Source organism: Micromonospora sp. NPDC005979, assembly GCF_040614415.1.
Taxonomy (GTDB): Bacteria; Actinomycetota; Actinomycetes; order Mycobacteriales; family Micromonosporaceae; genus Micromonospora.
Window position 1 is genome coordinate 95,210 of sequence record NZ_JBEXUR010000013.1, and the last position, 17,109, is coordinate 112,318.

The window sequence follows — 17,109 nt, forward strand, 5'->3', positions numbered from 1 at the left end:
TCGACTACCGCGAATTTAGGGCTAGTCAACGTCGCACCCGACCTAGTCCTGTTCGATCACTGACCGAGGCCCGGCGCCATGGCGTCCGGAGTTCGGAGTTCGGAGTTCGGAGTTCGGAGTTCGGAGTTCGGTCCACCATAAGACTGCAGCACTGTAGGGGCGGAGTGGAATGTCATTGTGTGGCAATAGGGCAGAAGTATGCGCACATTTAATGCCATCTTCAAGCAATGCGACTGTGGCAGAAGAGGCTCTAGTGCAACTGATGAACGATAGTGACGAAGGTGTTCGCGGGGCAGTGGCAGAGGTCGCTGGCGCTCTCCGCAACGAGCGACTGCGTCCGTTTTCCCGTGCCTTGTCGGCGCTAATCTCCTCTGAGGCCTATCCACAAGCGGTGCCGCAGCTGCTCATAACGCTCGAACATGCGCCAGACCGCGTCGATTCGCTTGTAATTTCGTGCGCTCGTCGCTTTATTGAGGTTCGCGGGTCGGATATTGGCGACATCTCGACGAGTGCTGCTGGAAATGCGAGGGAAGTCGGGCAGCTTGTATTTAGGGCATATGCTCAAGCTACTTCGCAAGCCCAGCGACGAGAGTCCCTTGACCTAATTGATCAGTTATTGGCGTTCAACGCCTTTGGTATGGCTGAGTTGGTCAGTGCCGCAGAGCGCTAAGGACGTTCCGCCGGCGTCCGATCTTGGCTGACAGCTGCTGTGCTGAGTAGACGCCGCGCCTCCCAGTCCGGGTTCGCAAGACCCTGGATCAGGTGCACCTCACAGGTCGTGTGCAAGCCGAACCATCCGGGATTGCTGCTGGCGCCGTGTCCTAGATCCGACATGATCAGCGGCTGTCGTGCTTCGTGTTGGCCTGTTTACGTTCGGTTATGGCTCAGAGGCCGCGCAAACAGAGGATCAAATGCCGGGGACCGCGAGATGAGGACGGGCGCGCCTGCCAACGTCCGGTTAGCCGCATCGGCCAGAGGTGTCCGCAGCACGTCGGTCGGCCGGAAGTGCCGCTGCGCGGGCGCTTGGCCGAGTACGCCAAGCAGTCTCCCAAAAAGGCCAAGCCGAAGTCACCGGCGCGGACTCGACGTGCGGCAAGCCCACCGCGTCCAGCCAGGGTGCCAACTCGCCCGCGCCGCAGGCTCTCACCCGCAGCGCGGGATGCCCTGGTGGCCGAAGCTGTCGACTACTTCGAGGCGACGTTGGCGGTCGGAGCGGTCAATGCCGCCGCAGCTCAGGCGGCCAGATACGCGGGGGACAGTGTCTGGAACCGGCTGACGGTCGACTGGTCGGGGCGGAACTGCAAGGGACTCGCTCGTCTTGCCCGTGCCGCCCTGGACGGCAAGGACTGGCTCCATAACCGGATCGGTGACCTGGTGGGCTTCCTGCTGGAGTGGTTCAGCACGCCCCGCGTGGTCAGGGTCTTCGGCAAGGAGATCGCCAAGCGGATACCGCTGCCCTGGGATCAGCAGCTCGTAGCGGTTTCGAGAGGTATGCAGGTCGCGGGCATCGCGGTGTGCATGATCAACGGCCGGGATCTGGCGAAGTGTGAGTGCTTCATTGATGTCGTGGTCGAGGAGGGCAAGGAGCGCGTGCGCCAGTTGATGGACTGGGCAGCCAAGGACTGGCGGAACCTGGAGCAGTTGATCCCCGCCGCCTGAGGCGATTCTGTCGGTTCTATCGGGGGCTTTCGTCCCGTGGCGCCCACTTCTTGGCCATGCCGAGCAGGCGTTTGGCCTCCCAGCAGGGGTGTGCAAGAGCCTCCACGAGTTCCACCAGTTCGTTGACGGCTCGTCACCGGTTCTGCGGTGATGAGCCGTTTCGCGTCGGGGCGTCCGGAAGGCTCTCGACGCCGTGCCGACCGTCGCGAATCCGGTGGCGGGGTGGACCAGCCGTTGCGACACTCGGTCCCGTGCCCGAACCGGACCGCTTCCGCGTCGCCGTACACCTGTGGGCAGCCGGCGGTCCCGACGCCGCGACGGCCGCCGCGGCGGCCCGGGAGTCGGCGGCCGGCCTGGGTACGGTCGTCCTCGTCGAGGGGGTCAGCGACCAGCGCGCGGTGGAGGCCCTCGCGGAGCGCCGGCACCGTGACCTCGCCGGTGAGGGCGTCTGCGTGGTGCCGCTCGGCGGCGCGATGAGCGTCGGCCGGTACCTGCGGCTGTTCGGTTCGCAGGGCCTCGCCGTCGCGGTACGGGGGTTGTGCGACGAGGCCGAGGAGGGTTTCTTCCGCCGTGGCCTGGAGCAGGCGGGCTTCGGTGCCGCCCTGGACCGGTCGGCGATGGAGGCGCTCGGTTTCGGGGTGTGCGTAACCGACCTGGAGGACGAGCTGATCCGCGCGCTGGGCAGCGACGGCGTGCAGCGGGTCATCGCGGACCAACGGGACCTGGCCCGGTTCCGCGTCTTCCAGAACCAGCCCGCCCAACGTGGCCGGTCGATCGAGCGGCAACTGCGTCGTTTTCTGGGCACCATGAGTGGGCGCAAGGCCCGCTATGCCGAGGCGCTCGTGCGGGCGCTCGACCCGGATCGCGTGCCCCGCCCACTGGACCGACTGCTCGCCGGCTGAGTCTCAGGCCGGCACGACCGGCAGGTCCAGCACGTCGTCAACGGCGCGGCGTGGGGTGGGTCGGCCCGGCTGGCCGTACCCGATGCGCAGCACCATCTGCGGGGTGCCGAACCGCCCCAGCGACACGCGTAGCTGCTCCCGCGCCGTCGGCACCTCGATCGGCTGGGACAGCAGCGACGCGCCCAACCCGGCGTCGGTGGCGGTGAGCAGCACCCGTTGCAGGGCCTGGCCGGCGACCACCTGGTCGATGGCGGTGTTACCGACCGAGCCGAGCACCCCGACCAGCGGCTCGGGTTCGAAGTCCCGCCCCGGCGCGCGGTCGCGACCGCCGAAGCCGCGCGTCGGCAGCACGTCCTGTGGCTCGTGCTGCGGGCCGCCGGCCGAGGTGGGTACGCCGTCCGGCGCGGACTCGTGACGCAGCCACTGTTCCCGCTCGGCGCGGTACGCCGGGTCGCGTTCCAGCACGCGGTGCGCGCCGCGGGCGATCTCGCCGAACGCGTTCACGGCGCTCACCCCGACCACCAGCTCCAGCCAGCACCCCTCGGCGCGGGCCGCCTCGCCGAGCTGCCAGCGGGCGTCGGACGGCACCGGGTCGGGCCAGAACGGGAGCCGGTTGCTGAACCGTCGGGGGATGGCCGTGTGCAGGCTCTGCTCGGTGGGGCTGGGCCGACGCGGGAGGTCCGGCACCAGCCGGGCCAGCAGATCGGGCTCGGCCGGGTCCGGGCGCAGTCGCACCCGGGCGGGTACGCCGGCCACGGCCAACGCGATCCGCAGGTTGAACAGGGCCGCGCCGCAGGCGACCCGTACGCCCCAGCCGCTGGGGTCGGTCGCCGGCAGCCGCCGCGACGGGTCGGCCAGCACCTCGATCCCGCCGTCGTGCAGCCGGAACCGCCACGGCTGCGTGTTGTGCAGCGACGGCGCCCGGACCGCGCTGGCGGCGGCGGTCCGCAGGTGGTTCGCGGTGTAGCCGATGTCCATGGCGGTGCTCCTTCCCCTGGGCCGGTCGTCGAGCCGCGACGGCTGGCACATCCCCACGGTCCGCCGATCGGGCGGCGCCGAGCAGGGCCGGACGTCCCGATCCACCGGGCCCGACCGCCCCAGCGACCGTCGGCCCCTCGGGTCGGGACCTTCGGCCCGTGCACCCGTCGTGCGGCACCTGTAGAAACGAGGGATGATCCGCGTCTTCCTCCTCGACGACCACGAGGTCGTCCGCCGTGGCCTGGCCGACCTGCTGCAGAGCGGCGGCGACATCGAGGTGGTCGGCGAGTCCGGCTCCGCGCCGGAGGCGTCGCGTCGGATCCCCGCGCTGCGACCCGACGTGGCGATCCTCGACGCCCGGCTGCCCGACGGCAACGGCATCGACGTGTGCCGCGACGTCCGGGCCGTCGACTCGTCCATCAAGGGCCTGATCCTGACCTCGTACGAGGACGACGAGGCGCTGTTCGCCGCGATCATGGCGGGTGCCGCCGGGTACGTGCTCAAGCAGATTCGCGGGACCGACCTGGTGGACGCGGTGCGCCGGGTGGCGGCCGGGCAGTCCCTGCTCGACCCGGCGATCACGACCCGGGTGCTGGAACGTATCCGCAACGGCGTCGAGCAGCCGCGCGAGTTGAAGTCGCTCACCGAGCAGGAGCGGCGGATCCTGGAGTACGTGGCCGAAGGGCTGACCAACCGGGAGATCGCGGGAAGGATGTTCCTCGCGGAGAAGACGGTGAAGAACTACGTGTCCAGCGTGCTGGCCAAGCTGGGCCTGGAACGCCGCACCCAGGCGGCGGTCCTGGCCACCCGCCTGCTCGGCAAGACCCCCTGAGCCACCCACGGCTCCCGCGATCTTGCACTTTCTGCGCCGACAAAACCGACCTTGTCCCTCATATCGTCAACAGAAACTGCAAGATCGGCGCGAGCGGAGGGGGGTCAGTCGCGCAGGGGCACCGCCCAGTGCAGCTCGGTGCCGTGTGGGTCGACGGGGTTGATGGTGAAGACGCCGTCCAGACGGTCGGCGCGTTCGCGGAGGTTGACCAGCCCGCCTCGGGCCGCACCCGGGTCGCAGCCCACCCCGTCGTCGGTGACCGTCACGCTCACCTGATCGCCCTCGACGCGTACGGCCACGTCGACGCGGGTGGCCCGCGCGTGGCGGACCGTGTTGGACAGCGCCTCGCGCAGCACGGCGGCCAGCTCCGGGCGGATGGTGTCGGGTACGGCGCTGTCCACCGGGCCGGTCAGCTCCAGGTGCGGCTTGAAACCCAGGGACTCGGCGGCCAGCTCGATCGCCTCGCGGATCTCGGTGCGCAGCGCGGCGGTCATCGGTGTCCGCAGCTCGAAGATGGTCCGCCGGATGTCGCGGATGGTGTCGTCGAGGTCGTCGACGGCGGCGTTGATCCGTTTGGCGACCTCGGCACGGGCCATCATCGGCGCGGCGCTCTGCAACTGCAAACCGGTGGCGAAGAGCCGCTGGATCACCACGTCGTGCAGGTCCCGGGCGATCCGCTCGCGGTCCTCCAGGACCACCAACAGCTCGCGCTCCTCCTGACCACGCGCCCGCTCCATGGCCAACGCCGCCTGGCCGGCGAAGCTGCCCAGCAGCGCCACGTCCTCGTCGCTGGCGCCGCCGCCACGCTCCGGCCGGTGCGCCACGATGAGCACGCCGTGCAGTGTCTCGGCGGTGGCCAGCGGTGAGACGATCGCGGGCCCGGTGTGCAGCAGCGCCGGCCAGGGCGCGGCGTGCGCGAGGTCGTCCACCTGGTCGTGCCGTCCCTGCGCCACGGCCGCCCCGAAGCTGGTCTCGGCGGCCGGCAGGACCGCGCCGACCAGCGGCCGGGCCCGATCGTCGACGCCGTCGACCACCTCCACGGTGAACTGCGCGGTGTCGGCGTCGTGCAGCAGCACCAGCGCCAACTCCGCCTCGGCGACCTCCCGGGCGCGGCGGGCGACGAGTGCCAGCGCGTCGGTGCGACGCACCTCGCCGAGCAGCACCGAGGTGATCTCGGCGGTCGCCGCGAGCCAGCGCTCCCGCCGGTGGGCGAGGGCGTACAGGCGGGCGTTCTCGATGGCCACACCGGCGGCGGCGGCGAGCGCGACGACGATCTCCTCGTCGTCCTCGGTGAACTGCGCGCCGCCCTGCTTCTCGGCCAGGTAGAGGTTGCCGAACACCTGTTCCCGGATGAGTACCGGCACGCCCAGGAAGCTGTGCATCGGCGGGTGGTTGGCGGGGAAGCCGTAGGAGCGGGGGTGCTGGGTGATGTCCGGCATGCGCAGCGGGCGGGGATCGTCGATGAGCAGGCCGAGCACGCCCCGCCCGTGGGGCAGGTCGCCGATCCGCGCGTGCTGCTCGGGTGTCACGCCGTGCACGATGAAGTCGTGCAGCAGCCGGTCCGGGCCCACCACGCCCAGCGCGCCGTACTGCGCGCCGACCAGCTCGCAGGCCGCCTGCACGATGCGCCGCAGGGTGGTGCGCAGATCCAGGTTGGTGCCGATGCCGACGACCGCGTCGAGCAGTGCCCGCAGCCGCTCCCGGCTGGTCATCACCTCGCCGACCCGGTCCAACATCTCCTGGAGCAGTTCGTCGAGGCGTACCCGGGACAGCGGGCTCAGGCCGAGCGACGGCGTCACCGGGGTTTCCGGGCGAGGCTGCGGGACGCTGCTGGTCACCGCGCGATCGTAGCGTCGACCGGCGGCGTCGATCGACCCGTCAGGCCTGGTCGCCGCGCACCGCGGAGGTGTCGACCACCTGCTCGCCGGCCAGTCGCGGGGTGTGCGGCGGCCCCGCGTGCGCCGGGTCCGCGATCCCCAGGCGCAGCACGAGGTACGGGAAGCCGATGCCGGCGAGCACCTGGCGCAGTGTCTGCCGGGTGCCGGGGACCTCGACGACCGCGCTGAGGGGTACCACCGACACGCCGAGCCGGGTCGCGGTCAGCCAGGCGGCGGAGAGGGCTTCACCGGCACGCAGCCAGCTGTCCCGGTCGTCCTCGTCGCCGTGCAGCAGCGCGTACACCGCCATCCGGTCGTGGCCGGGACCGATCGGCAGGCTGCCGGGGCGGCCGAAGTCGCGGCCGGGCACGGTGGTCTGTGGCGGCTCGGCGGGGAGCACGTCGGCGGGCAGACCGGTGCCGGTGTCGGCGCGGCTCGTCCAGTACGCCATCTCGGCGCGCAACTCCGGGTCCTCGGCCTCGACCGCGCCGGCGCGCCCGGCCGTGGCGGCCAGCTCCAGCACCTGGTCACGGTCGAGGATCTGCAGGCGGCTGCCCTCGGCGGTGACCGCCCGGGTGATCTCCCCCATCGCGTCGGTGGGCACCGGCTCGTCACTGACCGGCCGTCGGTCGGTGTGCCGCACCGACATGCACTGCACGAGGCGCATGGCGTCCGGATCGGCCTCGGTCCGGGTCAGGTCGGTCAGACGGGCCACCAGGCTCTCCTCGCCCGGGTCGGGTAGGCGGCGCACCACCGCGCGCCAGCCCTCGGCGGCCAGCGCCACCCGGGCGTGGTGCAGGGCGGCGCCGCAGCTGACCGCCAGCAGCCGCCCTTCCGGGTCGCCGGCCGCGAGCTGCCGGTCGGCGACCGTGTGCAGTTCCAGCGAGTCGGGGAGTACCCGCCAGCGCCAGGGCTGCGTGTTGTGCACCGAGGGGGCGTGGCCGGCGGTGGCGGCGGCCTCCGCCAGCGCGGTGGTCAGCGAACTTTCCTGACTCATCGTCACGACCTTTCCGTCTCGACCATCGTGCCTCACCCGGCGCTGTCGCGCGGTGTGTTGCCGCTCCATGCTGAGGCATCGGGGGTGGGTGACGCAGGGGCCGTAGGTCCCGGCCGCACCGGGTCGTCCCGCCTGCCGCCCACCCGGACCGTCCCGTCCGCTGTCCGGGACGGGGTCCGCGCCGCCGACCCGCTCGCCCGCCCGGCTGGCGGATCACGCGTGTGGGGGCGGAGCGAGGCGCTGGGCTGCGACGATGCGCAAATGGCAGCCGAGTCGCCCGAGTGCGTCGACCAGCAGCCCACGCGGAGCCGCGTTCGTCGGTGGTGGGCGTGGGTACCGCTGGTCGGGCTCAGCGTCGCGGTGCTCGCCGGCGTCGCGCTGCGGATCACCGGCCGCTCCGGTGCGGCCGACGTGGTCTGGGCGGCCGTCACGGTGGCCGCGCTGCTGCCGGCCGCCTGGTCGATGCTGCGTGCGTTGTGGCACCGGCACTTCGGCGTAGACGTGATCGCCGTGCTGGCCCTGGCCGGCGCGCTCACAGTGGCGGAATACCTGGCCGGGGCGGTGATCGCGGTGATGGTGGCGACTGGACGGTCGCTGGAGGCGTACGCCCAGCGTCGGGCGACCCGGGACCTGCGGGCCCTCCTGGAGCGTGCCCCGCGTACCGCCCGTCGGCGTGCGGCGGGCGGCGCGATCGAGGTCGTGCCGCTGGACGACGTGGCAACGGGGGACCGGTTGCTGGTCGGCCCGGGCGATGTGGTGGGTGTCGACGGGACCGTCGACGAGGCGGCCACGCTTGACGAGTCGGTGGTGACCGGTGAGTCGCGGCTGGTGCAGCGGGCGGCCGGGGAGGGGGTGGTCAGCGGCGTGGTCAACGCGGGCGCGGCGTTCGGCATGCGGGCGACCAAGAGCGCGGCGCAGAGCACGTACGCCGGGATCGTCCGGCTCGCCGAGGAGGCCAGCGCGCACAAGGCCCCGATGGTCCGGTTGGCCGACCGGTACGCGGCCGCCTTCGTACCGTTCACGCTGGTGTTGGCCGGGCTGGCGTGGCTGCTCTCCGGCGACCTGGTCCGGGCGGTGGCGGTGCTGGTGGTGGCGACCCCCTGTCCACTGCTGCTGGCCACCCCTATCGCGATCGTGTCCGGACTGTCGCGGGTGGCCCGACGCGGGGTGCTGGTCCGGGACGGCGGCGCGCTGGAACTGCTCGGCAGGGCACAGACCCTGCTGGTGGACAAGACCGGCACGCTCACCGCCGGCCGGCCGCGGGCGGCCGAGACGGTCGTCGCCCCCGGCGGCGACCGGGACGAGGTGCTACGGCTGGCCGCCTCGGTGGAGCAGCTCTCCCCGCATGTCCTTGCCGCCGCGTTGGTCCGTCAGGCCCGGGAGCGGGGGCTCGCGCTGACCGAGCCGACCGACGTGACCGAGGAGCCCGGTCGGGGGGTCAGTGGTCGGGTCAAGGGGCGGCTCGTCCGGGTCGGGCAGCTCGGCGGCGAGCTGCCCGAGTGGGCGGGACGGGCGCTGGCCCGTACCGAGCTGACGGGCTGGTCCGCGGTGTGGGTGAGCGACGATGCTGGCCCGTTCGGCGCCATCCTGTTGGAGGACCCGGTACGCCCCGACGCCCGCCGGACCGTACGCCGGCTGCGCCATGCGGGACTGCGGCGCATCGTCATGGTCACCGGTGACCGGCCGGCCACCGCCGCCCAGGTCGCCGAGGCGGTCGGCGTGGACGACGTGGTGGCCCAGTGCACGCCGCAGGAGAAGGTGGCCCGGGTCCGGCAGGAGGCCGAGCGGGCCGTCACCGTGATGGTCGGCGACGGCGTCAACGACGCTCCAGCGCTGGCACAGGCGCAGGTGGGTGTGGCGATGGGCGCGACCGGCGCGAACGCCTCGGCGGACGTGGCGGACGCGGTGCTCACGGTGGACCGGCTGGACCGCCTCGCCGACGCCGTGGAGATCGCCCGGTACGCGCGTCGTATCGCCGTGCAGAGCGCCACCGTCGGGATGGGACTCGCCGTGCTGGCGATGCTCGCGGCGGCGGCGGGGCGGCTGCCGCCGGTGGCCGGCGCGTTCCTCCAGGAGGGCATCGACGTGCTGGTGATCCTCAACGCGCTGCGGGCACTGCGGGGTGGACTGCGCCGCCGCGACGTCCCGCCGAACACCCGGGAGCTGCTCGCCCGCGCCGCGAAGGAGCACGGGACGGTTCGCGACGTGCTGGCTGGGTTGCGCGACACCGCCGACCTGGTGGCCACCGACGCGGCATCGCCGAGGTGCCTGCCGGCGGTGCGCGAGACGCACCGCCGACTGACCGAGCGGGTGCTGCCGCACGAGGCCACCGAGGAGCGGCAGCTCTACCCCGCCCTGACCGACCCGCTCGGCAGCGACGAGGCGACGTCGACGATGAGCCGCGCACACGTGGAGATCCGTCGTCAGGTCGACCTGCTCGGCGCGCAAATCGCCCAGGCCGACGGCCGGTTGCGCCCCGATCAGGTGCCCGATCTGCTGGCCACCCTCTACGGGCTGGACGCCGTCCTGCGCCTGCATTTGGCGCAGGAAGAGGAGGAGTTCTTCACCCTCGATCCGACGCCCGAGCGGCGGTGAGGGCGGATCGGCGTCAGCGTTCCCGGACGACGGCGACCGGGCAGCCGGCGTGCTGGATGACCTGCTGGCTGACCGAGCCGAGCAGCATCCCGGCCAGGCCGCCCCGTCCCCGGCTGCCGACCACCACCAACTGGGCCGACCTGCTGGCCTCGATCAGCGTCGCCGCCGGAGCGCCCCCGACGAGGTCGACCGTGACCTCCAGCTCGGGGAACGTCCGCCGCCAGGGCTCGACCGCCTCCTCGACGGCCGCCCGCTCGTCGGGCGTCCCGGCCTCCGCGTTGGGGCCGGGGGTCCAGGCGTGCAGCACGCGCAGCGGTACCCGTCGTTGGGTTGCCCGCTCGGCCGCGAAGCCGAGCGCCACCAGCGACGGCTCGGAGGCGTCCACCCCGACCGTCACCGGGTCGGCCGGGCCGTGGGCCGCGCCGTCGCGGACGATGACGACGGGACAGTGGGCGTGCGCGGCGACCGCTACCGCCGTCGAGCCGGCCAGCAGTCCGCCGAACCCGCCGTGGCCCCGGCTGCCGAGCACCAGCATCCCCGCGTCGGTGGAGCGTTCCTGCAACACGAGGGCGGGCGGTCCGTCGTACACCTCGCTGGTGATCGTCAGGCCGGGATGCGCGGCGGCGGCGTCCGCGGCGGCCTTGCGGACCAGGTCGTCCACCTGCCGCCGGGCGGTGTCGTCCGGCCAGATGCCGGGCGCCACGCCCGGACCGACCCAACTGGCCACGGTCAGCCATTCGAAGACGTACGCCAGCCGCACCGGCTGACCACTGCGCTCGGCCTCGGCCAACGCCCAGTCAAGGGCCACCGACGCGTCGGTCGAGCCGTCGTAGCCGACCAGAATCTCCGCGTCCCGCACGTCGTCCTCCTTCAGGGGTTGGTCGGGTCGGTCTCGCGGACCCACCGCCACTCGGCGACCTGCGGGTCGTCCTCGCCGTACCGGCGCGTGTAGTCGCGGGCCGCCTGCCGGGCGTCGACCATCTGCTGGCGTAGGTGCGCGGCGCGCGCGCCCAGCCCCGGCACTCGGTCGATGACGTCGATGACCAGGTGGAACCGGTCCAGGTCGTTGAGCATCACCATGTCGAACGGGGTGGTGGTGGTGCCCTCCTCCTTGTAGCCGCGTACGTGCAGGTTCTCGTGGTTCGACCGGCGGTAGGTCAGGCGGTGGATGAGCCACGGGTAGCCGTGGTAGGCGAAGATGACCGGTCGGTCCGGCGTGAAGATGGTGTCGAACTCCTTGTCGGGCAGGCCGTGCGGGTGTTCGGTGTCCGGTTGCAGGCGCATCAGGTCGACGACGTTGACCAGCCGGACCTTCAGCTCCGGCAGGTGCCGGCGCAGCAGGTCGGCGGCGGCCAGCGTCTCCAGGGTGGGCACGTCGCCGCAGCAGGCGAGGACGACGTCCGGCTCACAGTTGTCGTCGTTGCTGGCCCACTCCCAGATGCCCAGGCCGCGGCGGGTGTGCTGGATCGCCTCGTCGACGGTGAGCCAGTTGGGCGCCGGCTGCTTCCCGGCCACGACCACGTTGATGTAGTGCCGGCTGCGCAGGCAGTGGTCCATGGTGGCGAGCAGGGTGTTGGCGTCCGGCGGCAGGTAGACGCGCACCACCTCGGCCTTCTTGTTGACCACGTGGTCGATGAAGCCCGGGTCCTGGTGGGAGAAGCCGTTGTGGTCCTGCCGCCAGACGTGGCTGGACAGCAGGTAGTTCAGCGAGGCGAGCGGCTGTCGCCAGGGGATGGCCCGGGTCACCTTCAACCATTTGGCGTGCTGGTTCAGCATCGAGTCGACGATGTGGATGAAGGCCTCGTAGCTGGTGAACACGCCGTGCCGGCCGGTCAGCAGGTAACCCTCCAGCCAGCCCTGGCACAGGTGCTCGGACAGCACCTCCATGACCCGGCCGTCCGGGGAGAGGTGGTCGTCGCCGGGGACCGTCGCGGCCATCCAGGCGCGGTCGGTCACCTCGAAGGCGGCGCCCAACCGGTTGGACGTGACCTCGTCCGGGCCGAACAGCCGGAACGTCTGCGGGTTGGCGGCGATCACGTCGCGGATCCACGGACCGAGCACGCCGGTCGCGCCGGCCATCGGCTGACCCGGTTCGGGTACGTCCACGCCGTACTCGCCGAAGTCGGGCAGGGCCAGGTCGCGCAGGACCACTCCGCCGTTGGTGACCGGGTTGGCGCTCATCCGCCGGTCACCGTGCGGCGGCAGGGTCCGCAGCTCGTCGACCGGCGCTCCGGTGGCGTCGAACAGCTCCTCCGGTCGGTAGCTGCGTAGCCAGCGCTCCAGCTCGGCCAGGTGCGCCGGGTTGTCGCGTACGCCGGACAGCGGCACCTGGTGCGCGCGGTAGGTGCCCTCCACCTGCGTACCGTCGACCTCGCGCGGTCCCGTCCAGCCCTTCGGCGTCCGCAGGATGATCATCGGCCAGCGGGGACGCTCGACGACGCCGCCGGAGCGGGCCCGGCGCTGGATCGTGGCGATCTCGTCCAGCGCCCGGTCCATGGTGGCCGCGAGAGCGCGGTGCACCACGCTCGGGTCGTCGCCGGCCACCACGTACGGCTCGTAACCCGAGCCGCGCATGAGGTCCAGCAGGTCCGTCTCGGGGATCCGGGACAGCACGGTGGGATTGGCGATCTTGTAGCCGTTGAGGTGCAGGATGGGCAGCACCGCGCCGTCCCGGGCCGGGTTGAGAAAGACGTTCGAGAGCCAACTGCCGGCCAGTGGGCCGGTCTCCGCCTCACCGTCGCCCACCACGCAGGCGACCACGAGATCCGGGTGGTCGAACGCGGCGCCGTAGGCGTGGCTCAGGGCGTACCCCAGCTCGCCGCCCTCGTGGATCGAACCTGGCACGTCCGCCGCGACGTGGCTGGGGATGCCGCCGGGGAAGGAGAACTGGCGGAACAGCCGGGCCATGCCGGTCTCGTCGCGTGCGACGTCGTGGTAGCGCTCGGACCAGGTGCCCTCCAGCCACGTGTTGGCCACGATGGCCGGGCCGCCGTGCCCGGGGCCGGTGACCAGCATGGCGTTCAGGTCGCGGGCGACGATCACCCGGTTGAGGTGGGCGTAGATCAGGTTGAGCCCGGGGCTGGTACCCCAGTGCCCGAGCAGCCGGGGCTTGATGTCGTCGGGGGTCAGCGGCTCGCGCAGCAGGGGGTTGCCCAGCAGGTAGATCTGCCCGACGGTGAGGTAGTTCGCGGCACGCCAGTAGGCGTCCAGCCGGCGCAGCTCGTCGTCGGTGAGTGCGCGCTGTACGTCTTCAGCGGTATCCATGATGCTGCCTCTCGCGGGTAGGGGGTGGGTGTCCGCGTTCAGCCTCGCCGCTGCGGACGTGTTCGGTCAGGGTCGTTGGTCCCTCCTCGGGTGGTCGTCGGGCCCGGGGAGCGGCACCTCGGCGAGGCCGCGTACGACGACCACCGGGGCGGGGGAGTGGTAGAGCAAGGACTGGGCGACCGCGCCGAGCATGGCGCGTCCCGGTTCGTCGCCGCGGGCGGCGACCAGTGCCATCTGGGCCGACCGGGACGTGTCGATGAGCACCTGCGCGGGGTCGCCGCGGACGACCCGGCACTCGGTGGGCACTGCGGTGTGCCGGTCGACGTGGCGGGCCAGCGCCTCGCCGAGCTGCTCGGCGACCGCGTCGGTGTCCTCGTCGCTCTCCACCACCCGCAGGGCCACGAGGCGCGCGCCGCGTCGGGCGGCGCACTCCACGGCCCACCGCAGGGCGAGGTGGGAGCTGGGCGAGCCGTCCACTCCGGCCAGGACCGGTCCCTGCGGCGGCGGTTCGCGGCGGACCACCAGCAGCGGGCAGTTGGCCCGCGCCGCCAACTGCACGGCGGGCGTGTCGGCCGGTACGCACTGACCGCTGCCGCCCATTCCGCTGTCCCCGACGGCCAGCAGGAAGGCCGTCTCGGACCGGCGGATGAGGGTGGGCAGCAGGGCGCTCTCGACGATCTCGGCGCGCACGGTCAGTCCCGGTTCGACCTGGTGGGCGAGCTGGGCCGCCCGGGTGATCAGACTCTCGGCAGCGTCGCGGGGCGCGGCCACGGTGTCCGCCGCGAAGGCGGCGTGCCAGTCGAAGGTGTGCACCAGGTGCAGGGGTCGCCCGTGGCCGGCGGCCTCCTGGGCGGCCTGCTCCACGACCGGTAGGTCACCGTCCGAGCCGAGGCCGACCAGCACCTCCGCGTCGGCCGATGCCGCCATCCGATACCACCTCCCGGGCGTCGCGCCCGGCACGACCACGCTGTCCCTGCACCGAGGGTAGTCGGATGACTGCGGCGTGTGGGTGGGATCGACCCATGGGGTACGCGAACCAGGGCTCGCGGTGTCAACAACCGTTGACAAACGGGCGCTGTCAACGTATGTTGACAGCATGAGCCAGGCAACGGAACTCGCGGCGGCAGCCGGCAGCACCGACCCCCGGGTCGGGCTCCGCGCCGTCCGCGCGCTACGCCGGCTGCTCGAGCGACTCGAGGTGGTCCAGGTGGACAACGCCCGGCGACAGGGCTGGTCCTGGCAGGAGATCGCCGACGCGCTCGAGGTCAGCCGGCAGGCGGTGCACAAGAAGCACGCCGGGCGACCGGCGGTCAACTCATCCTGGGAGGCGTGATGTTCGAACGGTTCACCGACCGGGCGCGAGGCGTGGTGCGGCGGGCGCTCGAGGAGGCCCGGGCCGAGGGGCGGCGTCCGGTCGGCACCGAACACCTGCTGCTCGCCCTGCTCGCCGACGAGGACGGCCTGGCCGGCCGTGTGCTGGCCGACGCCGGGGTCCGCGCCGACGACCTGCGGGAGCGGGTCCGCCGGCACACCACGGGCGGGGGCGCCGGCCTCGGCGACGCGGACGCGGCGGCGCTGCGCGAGATCGGCATCGACCTCGCCGCGATCGTGGCCCGCATCGAACAGTCCTTCGGCCCCGACGCGCTGCGCGAGGCGGTGCCGGCCCCGCGTCGCCGCTGGGGGCGTCGCCGCTACCTGGGCGGCCCGTTCTCGCCCCGCTCGAAGAAGGCGCTGGAGCTGTCGTTGCGGGAGGCGCTGCGGCTGCGGCACAAGCACATCGGCACCGAGCACATCCTGCTCGGGGTGCTGCGTGAGGGCCAGGGACTGGGCGCGCTGGTGCTCACCGAGGCCGGGGTCGACCTCGACGATCTGCGCCGCCGGGTGGAGGCGGCGCTGCGCGCGGCGGCGTGACGGGCACCCGCGCGTTGAAACCTGTCTGTGGCACTTCCGACGCCCGCGGTTCGCCGGGTCGCTGACAGCGCCCCGGTGCTGCACACTGACGCCGTGGATGCTGGACAGGACAGGCGCCCCTCAGGTGGCGACGGCGGGCTGCGCTCCGCCGTGGTGGTCAACCCGTCGAAGGTCGCCGACCTCGACGAGCTGCGCCGCACCGTGAACGACGCGCTCGCCGCCGCCGGGTGGCCCGAGCCGCGGTGGTTCGAGACGACCGTCGACGATCCCGGCCGGGGCCAGACCGAACAGGCCGTCAAGGACGGCGTCGACCTCGTCTTCGCCTGCGGCGGCGACGGCACCGTGATGTCCTGCGTCAGCGCGCTCGTCGGCACCGACGTGGCCCTCGCCGTCCTGCCGCAGGGCACCGGAAACCTCCTCGCCGCCAACCTCGGCCTCTCCACCGACCTCCCGGCGGGGCTCCAGGTCGCCGTCGAACGCGGTCGGCGGCTGCTCGACGTCGGCGCGGTGGAGGACCAGTACTTCACCGTGATGGCCGGCATGGGTTTCGACGCCCAGATGCTCGACGCCACCAACGAGACCACCAAGGCCCGCATCGGCTGGCCGGCGTACGTGATGGGTGCCGTGAAGCACCTGCGGGACCGGCCGATGCGGGTGCAGATCCGCATCGACGACCGGCCGCCGGTGCGCCGCCGGGCCCGCTCGGTGCTGATCGCCAACGTCGGCCGGCTCCAGGGCGGCGTGACCCTGCTGACCGAGGCCGAGCCGGACGACGGTTGGCTCGACGTCGCCGTGCTCACCCCGCGTAACCTGCGGCACTGGCTCGCGCTCGGCTGGGCCGTGGTCCGCCACAGCGGCCAGGTGCCGCAGATGGAGGTCTTCCGCGGCCGGAAGGTCGTGGTCAGCAGCAACCGCGCGCAGCCGAGGGAGCTGGACGGCGACCTCATCGCCCCAGGGCGGCGACTGCACGCCGAGATCCGACCGCAGGCGCTGTGGCTCTGCGTTCCGCAGCCCGAGGACGCTCCCGACCTGTCCGTCGACGCACAGGGCGCCGGGGAGCGGGGCGAGCAGCTGATCGAGGAAGCGCGCCGTGAGTAGCACCCGGATCGTGCCGGAGACCCGGCTGATGGCCGACGAGGAGCTGTCGGCCGACGACGCCTGGCGCACACTGCGCCGCAAGGGCGGCTGGCACCTGCTGCGGGACGCGTTCATCCGGTTCCGCTACGGCGACGGGTTCAGCCACTCCCGCGCGTTCGCGTTGCAGCTCTGCCTGGCCGTGGTGCCGTTCCTCATCGCGCTCACCGGTCTGATCAGCGAGCTGGGCGTCGAGGAGGGCGGCCGGGTCGTCGCCGACACCGTGCTGGCGCTCACCCCCGGCCAGAGCGCCGAGGTGGTCGGCGAACTGCTCGGCGAGGGCGAACGCGTCGAGGACGCGGGGGAGCTGGCGCTCACCCTGGGTCTGCTCACCGGTCTGGTCGCGCTGACCACCACGATGGCCCAGATCGAGCGGGGCGCCAACCGCATCTACGGCGTCGAGCGGGACCGCCCGGCCCTCTGGAAGTACCTACGGGCGGCCGTCCTGGCGGTCACCGCCGGCCTGCCCGCACTGGCCGGCTTCCTGATCCTCGTCGGCGGCGGCGCGATGGGCGACTCGGTGCGCGAGCACTACGAGTGGGGCGAGACCGCAAACATCATCTGGAACGTGATCCGGTTTCCGTTGAGCCTCGGCCTGACCGTGCTCGCCGTGGCGGTGCTGTTCCGGCACGCGCCGCGCCGCAACCAGCCCGGCCTGTCGTGGCTGTTCTTCGGCGCCGGCATCGCCACGGCCCTGTGGTGGCTGGCCAGCCTGCTGCTCGCCGCGTACGTCAAGTTCAGTGAGGGCTTCGGGCAGACCTACGGCGCGTTGACCGGCATGATGGCGCTGCTGCTCTGGGCCAACCTGACCGGTATGGCGCTCTTCGGCGGGCTGGCCTTCGCCGCCCAGTTGGAGGCGCTGCGGATCGGCGTGCAGGAGCCGGCGCAGCCCGACCTGTGGGAACCCGAGGCCGACCGCGCCGAGTTGTTCGACACCGGTGACATGACCGCGCTCTAGCG

Annotated in this window: 14 protein-coding genes; 8 read left to right on the forward strand and 6 right to left on the reverse strand. The window is 72.4% G+C overall.

Annotated elements, in window-relative coordinates; genetic code table 11:
• Window positions 1–1,167 precede the first annotated feature (1,167 nt).
• Entirely contained in the window at window positions 1,168–1,659 is a 492-nt protein-coding gene (locus ABZ272_RS21880) for a hypothetical protein (RefSeq protein ID WP_355051787.1), read from the forward strand.
• A gap of 251 nt (window positions 1,660–1,910) precedes the next feature.
• Window positions 1,911–2,561, forward strand: coding sequence for a TOPRIM nucleotidyl transferase/hydrolase domain-containing protein (locus ABZ272_RS21885; RefSeq protein WP_355051788.1), 651 nt, complete (start codon window positions 1,911–1,913; stop codon window positions 2,559–2,561).
• Window positions 2,562–2,564: 3 nt separating this feature from the next.
• Here the strand turns inward: ABZ272_RS21885 and ABZ272_RS21890 are convergent, their stop codons facing one another.
• Window positions 2,565–3,539, reverse strand: a complete 975-nt coding sequence (locus ABZ272_RS21890; protein ID WP_355051789.1) for a nitroreductase — start codon at window positions 3,537–3,539, stop codon at window positions 2,565–2,567.
• A 193-nt stretch (window positions 3,540–3,732) separates the two neighbouring features.
• Between ABZ272_RS21890 and ABZ272_RS21895 the strand changes: the two genes are divergently transcribed.
• A complete protein-coding gene (locus ABZ272_RS21895; protein WP_355051790.1) occupies window positions 3,733–4,371 on the forward strand; it encodes a response regulator transcription factor in 639 nt (212 codons plus the stop codon).
• Between the two features lie 104 nt (window positions 4,372–4,475).
• On the opposite strand, the gene ABZ272_RS21900 is transcribed toward ABZ272_RS21895, so the two are convergent.
• Both ABZ272_RS21900 and ABZ272_RS21905 read right to left on the reverse strand, forming a co-directional pair.
• Entirely contained in the window at window positions 4,476–6,107 is a 1,632-nt protein-coding gene (locus ABZ272_RS21900; protein WP_355051887.1) for a GAF domain-containing sensor histidine kinase, read from the reverse strand.
• 142 nt (window positions 6,108–6,249) lie between these two features.
• Entirely contained in the window at window positions 6,250–7,245 is a 996-nt protein-coding gene (locus ABZ272_RS21905; RefSeq protein ID WP_355051791.1) for a nitroreductase, read from the reverse strand.
• A 261-nt stretch (window positions 7,246–7,506) separates the two neighbouring features.
• Between ABZ272_RS21905 and ABZ272_RS21910 the strand changes: the two genes are divergently transcribed.
• On the forward strand, window positions 7,507–9,840 hold the full coding sequence (locus ABZ272_RS21910) for a heavy metal translocating P-type ATPase (RefSeq protein ID WP_355051792.1): 2,334 nt from the start codon (window positions 7,507–7,509) through the stop codon (window positions 9,838–9,840).
• A 13-nt stretch (window positions 9,841–9,853) separates the two neighbouring features.
• Here the strand turns inward: ABZ272_RS21910 and ABZ272_RS21915 are convergent, their stop codons facing one another.
• The 3 genes from ABZ272_RS21915 to ABZ272_RS21925 all read right to left on the reverse strand — a co-directional run bounded on the left by ABZ272_RS21915 (window position 9,854) and on the right by ABZ272_RS21925 (window position 14,031).
• Complete coding sequence (locus tag ABZ272_RS21915; protein WP_355051793.1) at window positions 9,854–10,699, reverse strand: universal stress protein; 846 nt, start codon at window positions 10,697–10,699, stop codon at window positions 9,854–9,856.
• A gap of 11 nt (window positions 10,700–10,710) precedes the next feature.
• The gene (locus tag ABZ272_RS21920; protein ID WP_355051794.1) at window positions 10,711–13,104 is read right to left on the reverse strand and encodes a phosphoketolase family protein; all 2,394 of its coding nucleotides are present in this window, start codon (window positions 13,102–13,104) and stop codon (window positions 10,711–10,713) included.
• A 66-nt stretch (window positions 13,105–13,170) separates the two neighbouring features.
• A complete protein-coding gene (locus tag ABZ272_RS21925) occupies window positions 13,171–14,031 on the reverse strand; it encodes a universal stress protein (protein WP_355051795.1) in 861 nt (286 codons plus the stop codon).
• A gap of 169 nt (window positions 14,032–14,200) precedes the next feature.
• On the opposite strand from ABZ272_RS21925, the gene ABZ272_RS21930 reads away from it, so the two are divergent.
• The 4 genes from ABZ272_RS21930 (at window position 14,201) to ABZ272_RS21945 (ending at window position 17,107) form a co-directional block, all read left to right on the forward strand.
• On the forward strand, window positions 14,201–14,437 hold the full coding sequence (locus tag ABZ272_RS21930) for an HTH domain-containing protein (protein WP_007457155.1): 237 nt from the start codon (window positions 14,201–14,203) through the stop codon (window positions 14,435–14,437).
• Window positions 14,437–15,015 carry a Clp protease N-terminal domain-containing protein gene (locus ABZ272_RS21935; RefSeq protein ID WP_355051888.1) on the forward strand — a complete coding sequence of 193 codons (579 nt, stop codon included), beginning with the start codon at window positions 14,437–14,439 and terminating at the stop codon, window positions 15,013–15,015. Before ABZ272_RS21930 ends, ABZ272_RS21935 begins: the two co-directional genes overlap by 1 nt.
• A 93-nt stretch (window positions 15,016–15,108) precedes the next feature.
• Window positions 15,109–16,113 carry a diacylglycerol kinase family protein gene (locus ABZ272_RS21940; protein WP_355051796.1) on the forward strand — a complete coding sequence of 335 codons (1,005 nt, stop codon included), beginning with the start codon at window positions 15,109–15,111 and terminating at the stop codon, window positions 16,111–16,113.
• Entirely contained in the window at window positions 16,106–17,107 is a 1,002-nt protein-coding gene (locus tag ABZ272_RS21945; protein ID WP_355051797.1) for a YihY/virulence factor BrkB family protein, read from the forward strand. The genes ABZ272_RS21940 and ABZ272_RS21945 overlap by 8 nt, the downstream gene beginning before the upstream one ends.
• Window positions 17,108–17,109: the final 2 nt, after the last annotated feature.

Coding starts and splice junctions, on each gene's coding strand:
- ABZ272_RS21890 (WP_355051789.1), bottom strand. CDS start 3,539: ATGGACATCGGCTACACCGCGAACCACCTGCGGACCGCCGCCGCCAGC.
- ABZ272_RS21895 (WP_355051790.1), top strand. CDS start 3,733: ATGATCCGCGTCTTCCTCCTCGACGACCACGAGGTCGTCCGCCGTGGC.
- ABZ272_RS21900 (WP_355051887.1), bottom strand. CDS start 6,107: ATGTTGGACCGGGTCGGCGAGGTGATGACCAGCCGGGAGCGGCTGCGG.
- ABZ272_RS21905 (WP_355051791.1), bottom strand. CDS start 7,245: ATGAGTCAGGAAAGTTCGCTGACCACCGCGCTGGCGGAGGCCGCCGCC.
- ABZ272_RS21910 (WP_355051792.1), top strand. CDS start 7,507: ATGGCAGCCGAGTCGCCCGAGTGCGTCGACCAGCAGCCCACGCGGAGC.
- ABZ272_RS21920 (WP_355051794.1), bottom strand. CDS start 13,104: ATGGATACCGCTGAAGACGTACAGCGCGCACTCACCGACGACGAGCTG.
- ABZ272_RS21925 (WP_355051795.1), bottom strand. CDS start 14,031: ATGGCGGCATCGGCCGACGCGGAGGTGCTGGTCGGCCTCGGCTCGGAC.
- ABZ272_RS21930 (WP_007457155.1), top strand. CDS start 14,201: ATGAGCCAGGCAACGGAACTCGCGGCGGCAGCCGGCAGCACCGACCCC.
- ABZ272_RS21935 (WP_355051888.1), top strand. CDS start 14,437: ATGTTCGAACGGTTCACCGACCGGGCGCGAGGCGTGGTGCGGCGGGCG.